Source organism: Nostoc sp. CCY 9925, from assembly GCF_963920935.1.
In the GTDB taxonomy this organism is placed as follows: Bacteria; Cyanobacteriota; Cyanobacteriia; order Cyanobacteriales; family Nostocaceae; genus Nostoc.
On record NZ_CAWUDO010000197.1, the window covers coordinates 1 to 6,669 of the forward strand.

The 6,669-nt window shown below is 42.8% G+C and carries 2 protein-coding genes and 1 pseudogene; all 3 read right to left on the reverse strand.

Annotated features, from left to right (window positions below; genetic code table 11):
* Positions 1-54 precede the first annotated feature (54 nt).
* Positions 55-384: pseudogene (locus ACM0OY_RS38940) on the reverse strand (transposase); the annotation flags it as partial.
* A 101-nt stretch (positions 385-485) separates the two neighbouring features.
* Positions 486-881: a hypothetical protein gene (locus ACM0OY_RS38945; protein WP_146110885.1), complete on the reverse strand. Its 396-nt coding sequence runs from the start codon at positions 879-881 to the stop codon at positions 486-488.
* Between the two features lie 185 nt (positions 882-1,066).
* Positions 1,067-6,607: an RHS repeat-associated core domain-containing protein gene (locus ACM0OY_RS38950; RefSeq protein WP_414574058.1), complete on the reverse strand. Its 5,541-nt coding sequence runs from the start codon at positions 6,605-6,607 to the stop codon at positions 1,067-1,069.
* Between the last annotated feature and the right edge of the window lie 62 nt (positions 6,608-6,669).

Sequence of the window (6,669 nt, forward strand, 5' to 3'; positions counted from 1 at the left end):
TACATTTTATCAGTTTTACGCTCCGGTTTTTTCTGAGTTTGTGAGAAATCCGGGTAGGCTAGAAAAGAATCTATCCAATCCATAAGTCTTTTTACCTGATTTACTCACTACAACTTCATCTCCTGCAAGCAGATACACCTCATTCGCACGGAACAAATGCTTGCGGAAAAATAGCCAAAACAACGTTGCCCAAGGAATTACTGTATGAAAAAACCGCAACATCGTCCGATAACTACCACCAATGCCTGCCCAACGAGAAATTCCCAACATGGTGACTCTTCCATTCATTGCTAACATCGCCAGAATTATCTGGTTTAATTGCCGCATCGTCGTAGCATTTATTTGTGGTAGCAGGCACTGTAGCAGTGATAGGATATCGAACATGGGCTGCTTGTAGCTTCTGAGTTGTCGTTGTGAGAGACAATAACTCTACTACGGCAGCCCTATCTCTTCATACTCTTTTTTTGGCGAAGGTATTGTTAAATCTAGGGGTTTTCTAGCTCCCAAGGAAGACAAGGAAAGTTCCCAATCTCGTCTGGATAATTTGCTTTTATCACTTGATGTAGGTATCGCACAGCATAAAACTCATCAATGAATCCAGAAATTTCCATATCACCTACACTTAAAGCATTGTATGGGCTATGTGCAGACCAAGTACCGTCTAAGCATTCCTGTATATAGCCAAGAAGTATATTTTCAAAGAAAACGGTTTTCTCAGCATATTCTTTAACTATTAAACCTTCCTTACGCATGGATGTAAGTTCTGGTTCTTTCCAATTACGTCCTTGTTGGTCATATCCGTAGGACATACTTACAGTAAAGGTATAGTTTCTAAGAGACTGTAGAGTAAAGGTATAGTGTTCGAGAGAGTCAATGGACATAAAGTAACAAAAAATATGTAAATTAAAACATTCCTCTGCCATCTTGAACCATCTTTTCGTTTTTATACCCACTCCCCTTCCACTGCAAGATTACCTATAATAATAAGCGGTGTGTATCATTAGAAAATCAATGGTTAGTCTAACTTTTCTCTTCAGAGATCGCGTAATCGACTTAGAACTTAAATTTAATCAATCAAGTTAGCTAGAACTAAAATCACTCCTTTCTGAAAAGCTTCTCTAGCCATCCTTTGTTTGTCTGTCTTCGATATACCACGACCGGATTCATCGGGTGCCCCAGGAAAAGCTTCTAGCAATGAGATGTAAGAGACAAAGGGTAAAAGTTGGAATAGACGAGCATAATTAGACATCGCTTGCCATTGGTTATCGTTTCCAAGTACATCCCTTCTAGCAGCAGATTGAATCAATTTAATATCACCGATGAGATATGAATTGGGATTTCTTTGTCTGTAGTTACCTTGTATAAATATAAAGTCTGGACGAGAGCCTCCTCCTCTGTTACGTTCTACTATTCTAAGTTGCTGAGGGTCATTGCGATTGCCACAATCCAAACCATTTGTTCTAGGTGTACCATTTATTTCTATTCTTGGAACGAAGCGTAAATTATCTATCAAAGGAATTCCTTCAAAGTACTGACATACTAAGTCTTGAAGTACCAATTCAAATATGTTTGAAGTATCTCCATCAAGTGATTCAAGAAAGCTTTTTGCAAGAGCAGAACCAGGTATAAAATTACTGAATACACTCCCAACAATTTCGCCAAAGGCATCACCTATTTTTCCTTTTAAATACTCTTTAGCTTGCGAACTTGCATAAGTTCTAATAGTGGATAAGGCTGTTTGCATGTCTTGAGCAGCATTAAGCTCCATCAAGGTAAACATCCCGGTCGGGTCGCTGTAAATATATGGATTGTTATACACAAACTGATACGGATTAAAACTCTCCGGCACAGTCTCAATAATATCCACTGGGTCACGGCTCAAGAACAACCCAGTAGCAGAGTCATAATCTCTAGCTCTAAAGTAATACAGTCCGCTTTCTGACTCCAACCACTGTCCTTGGAACCTAAAGTCACCACCCGCAGCACTATCTGCACCACCTACTTGCGACAAAATGTTGCCAAACGCATCATAAAGAAATTTGCCTGAACTTGCACCACTGCCATCAGCCAACCCAATCACTGTACCCATCGCATCGGTCAAATAATACACAGCATTCCCGTTAGCATCCAACCGCATAAACGGACTATTACCACCACCATAAATGTAGTTACTAATGAGATTACCGCTACCATCAGTAATCAAGTCAGTTGATTCTAAACCACCACCCATCGCAGGTGCTACCAAGAATCTGCGTTCCTGATTTCCTTGAATTTCCTTAACTCTGTTACCAGAACCATCGTAAATATACTGTGTCGTCTCGCCAGTGGTTTCATTTTCCACTGTTGTCAGACGGTCATAAGCATCGTGGTTTAAATCTAGCGTCTTACCATCTCTTTCAATCAGCGTTAACCGACCATTTTCGTCATAATCATAATTTTCCGTCTCACCAGTTTCCTGGATGGTATCTAACTGATACCCAGGAGTATAAGTAAACGTGCGGCTATTATTCGTACTTGACTGCACTTGCCGCTTACCAGAAGCATCATAGGTGTAATTGGTTTCATTCAACAACCCACCAGCCGGATTATAATTCGATTCCTTCTTCACCCGCAGCGCTTCATCATATTCCAACTGAGTATAAGAACCATCTTCCCGCGTAATCTTACTTGGTTCTCCAATACCCTTTCTCTCATAACTTACAGATGCTAATACCTGACCTTGGGCATTAGTATGAACAATCGACTTCACTCTATCTAAATCGTCATAATCATAAGTCGTCTTCACGCCATTGGGCAATATTCGTTCTTGCAAACGGTTTACCACATCGTACTTCATGGTAGTAATCCCACCAGCAGGGTCTTTCACCCAGCTAAGATTGCCAAACGCATCATAATCATACTCGGTCGTATATGCTACAGCGTTAGCAGAACCTTTCTCCGTTAATGTCTTTATCCGTCCTACAATATCGTAGGTGTAGCTAATACTGCTACCATTGGCATAATCCATACCTTCGAGACGGTCATTGCTGTCGTAGCGGTAAGTTGTTGTACCCGTAGAGTCAGTCATTGTTTTGACTGCACCCTCTTCAGTATAGGTAAAGCTGACAGCACCAGTAGTAGAAGAAGTTTGCGAGGTCACTTGTCCTGCATCATTATACTGATAGGTGATAGTTTCCCCACTTGGCAGCGTCACCGTTTCCAAACGATTATCAGTGGTACTGTAAGTCATCTGTTTAAAAGTACTATCGCCATAAGTGACTTTGGCTAAATTACCCAAATCATCGTAGCCATACTGAAGTGTTTCACCTGTAGGACTAGTAATTTTCGGTAGCCCATCATCACCGTAGTCGTAAGTATATTTGCTATTACCTAAGTCGGTTGCCGTCTTCAAACGACCCAATTCATCATAAGTAAAGTCCCTATCATTACCGCCAATATCAACAATTTTGGTTGGATAATCCTTCGCTTCTTGCAGGTTATTAGCGTACAGATAGCTGATTTTCTCTTTTTGACCAGTGGTATAAATTGTCTCGGTTGGCAGATAGTAATCATTCATTACCGAGGTGGTTCTACGATTTAGTGGGTCAATTACTGTTGTTTGTAACCCGTTATATTCATAGCGGTACACCTGTTTTTGTACTGTTGTATCTTCTACTAACTGCCCGGAAGTATCTTTAATGTATTTCCCACGTTCGGTACTCGTCAACTTCCCAGATTTGGGATCGTAGAAGTAGCGAGTGAAAACATTTAGTACATCGATTTCTTCAGTGGTGCGTCCGCCTGCATCATATTTCTTCGTGGTTGTCGCACCCGTCCGCAAGTCTTTTACTGTAGTTAAACGTCCGGCTGCATCATAACCGTATTCAGTGATGTCATTACCGTTGGTATCAGTTTCTCTCCACAAACGCCCAACTAGGTCGTACTTGAATGTCGGCGTACCACCATCCGCAGTTACCCAACCTGCCAGCTTACCATCAGCAGTCAACTTCCGCTCAATTTTACCAATAGTGGGTGCTTCTAACTTAGTCCAATCACCACCTGCGCCTTCGTAATCGTATTTGACCCAAATTCCATCCCCGTAATCAACAAATTTCTCTCGCCCCAGCTTATCGTATTCAAAGGTAGAAACCTCATCGTCACTGGTGTCATTAGGTGTACCGTTATCCTCCAGCATCCGCTTGAGCTTACCGTCAGCGTAGTACTCCATTTTAGTAGCACTGCCATCTGCATCGATAGTCTTAATGACATTGCCAAAGTCATCGTACTGGTAGGTTGTCGTTCCTGTGGAATCAGTTTCAGTTTTCACTTGCCCAAAAACATCATAGGTGAAAGACTGGATAACATTACCTAACCCATCTTTCATCGCCAGCATATTGCCAAAGCGGTCATAGTCCATCGTCATGGATGCACCAGTTGGTGTCACTAACGATGTCATATTGCCGTACTTGTCGTATGTGTAATACGTAATTCCCGGCACAACAGTTGGACAACCGCAGTACTCCTCTGTGCGCGATTTTAAGTTGCCTTTGTCGTCATATTCGTACTTGGTAACGAGATTATTTGCATCAGTAACTTGTAGCAGATTATTCTCATCATCGTATTTCATCTGAGTTTGATGACCGAGTGCATCAACAACTCGTACTACATTGCCTCTGGTGTCATATTCATAAGTAGTGGGATTGCCCAACGCATCCTTAACTGTTTGCAGCGAGTTTGCAGGGTCATAATCAATTTCTACAGAATTACCTGTAGCATTGAGTGTTTTCTTTAACCGACCATCATCACCGTACTCAACTTTTGCACCTGCTCTGTTTAATGGGTCGATTATTTCTTTAAGATAATGCGATCGCTCTTGGTCGTAGACAAACTGAGTCTTAAGTTTTTCCTGGTCAGTGACGCTAACTAAGTCCCCTTTCGCGTTATACTCATACCGCACTAACTCACCCATCGGGTCTTTGACACTGGCAATCCGACCCTGTGCATCACGCTCAAAGGTAATTTGCTTGCCAGTGGAACTATAAATCCCCCCATCTGTATACGTCAGCTTGTTCCCATTAGTGTCAGTAACAGTGAGCAAATCGCCCGTTGCGGCATCAATTTCATATACCACCCCTTCTTTCGTGGTTAACTTATACTTGCCACCAAATAGCGGATCGGCAGGATTGTAGGGGTTTCCTTGGAAGCCGTAGAATTCGTCGGCATCTTGTTGCTTGGTGATGAAATTGCTTTCAACCGTCAGCGTATTGGTTACACCTTTGTCAGCAACAAATTCTGGCTGATAGAAATACTTAGAAAAATAGAGTAAAGAGCCACCATCGATTTGCTCGACTTGCTTGGCCTTAAATGTAAACGCTTCTCGTTTACCACCAGGGAGAGTTATGTATACTTTAGTACCATTCTTGAAGGGATTTTGGTAGCCTACAAGTTGGCTGTCTTCGCTGGGTGGACGCAGGGAAGTCCGCAGGTCAGTATCTCTAAATTCCATCCGCCAACCGTAGCCGAAGTCATCTGTGCTACCAGAATTTAGACTGTCATACGTCCGTGTTAGGGTTATAGGTATTCCTGTTACCGGAACAACAAGATCCGTAAACGACAGTCTGAAATTCCCCAGCTTCAAATCCCCAGCAACATCAATCACCTCATCTACATAACTGATGTGGCCACCATTGTCGGCAACTTCCAGGCGCAGGATATACGAGTCATTTTGCAGCAATGAGGGGTCGAATTTACCCAACACCCCATCAGCGATCGCAGTTGGATTATCAACAAAAACTATCTCCTTGAATTCTCCACCAGCAACAGGTGCAACCAAGAGACGGTAATAATCCAAGCTGCCATCATCGGAAATAGAACCCTTAATATCAACGGGTGCGGTTATTAAACCACCAGCGATCGCACTCAAATCAACACTGACAGAAGGTGGATTCACATCGCTGGTGTCAATTACTGCCACATCGAATGTTGCTTGCCCAATATTACCAGCCGTGTCTGTAGCGATCACTTTTGCGGTAATCGTCCCGGCAGTGGTGGGTTTGAAGGTTGCCATACCATTGCTATCAAGCACCACAGGCGTATCACCAATCAGTAATCGCAAGCCTGCAACTTTGATATTGTCAGTTGCCCGTGCCTGGAAAGTTATCGACTCGCCTAAATTTACTAGGTTGTAATTCGCAATCAGCCTGACTTTCGGTGCTACACTGTCAGCCGCCACCGACAGATTATACTGTTGCTGCCCACTACTGCCATTGCCGTCGTTCACTGTAATGACAACTGTATGATTGCCAACATTGCCAGCAGTCGGTGTCCAGCGCAGTCTGCTGAGAGTATCCAGTGTCATCCCCAAATCACGGGATGCTTGATCTAAGGTGTAGGTGAGGCGATCGCCATCCGCATCACTGGCAATGATGTCGTAGTTGTAAGTACTGCCAGGGGTTGCAGTTAATTTAGGATTAGACTGAATTACTGGGGCATTATTTACCCGTGCAGTTAAAGTAAACCCTTGAGCCGCTCCTAAGCCACCAGCATCCACTGCACCGACAACAACTTTATAATTACCAGCAACAGGAGTTGCCCAAGTTAATAAACCAGTAGCCGAATCAATAGTCATTCCTGTTGCATTGGTGATAGGTTAAGATAAAGCGTATTTTGTCAATCAGTTAAAATACTCAA

Bases quoted from the DNA above. Each gene is read 5' to 3' on its own strand.
- ACM0OY_RS38945 (WP_146110885.1), bottom strand. From the start codon at position 881: ATGTCCATTGACTCTCTCGAACACTATACCTTTACTCTACAGTCTCTT.
- ACM0OY_RS38950 (WP_414574058.1), bottom strand. From the start codon at position 6,607: ATGACTATTGATTCGGCTACTGGTTTATTAACTTGGGCAACTCCTGTT.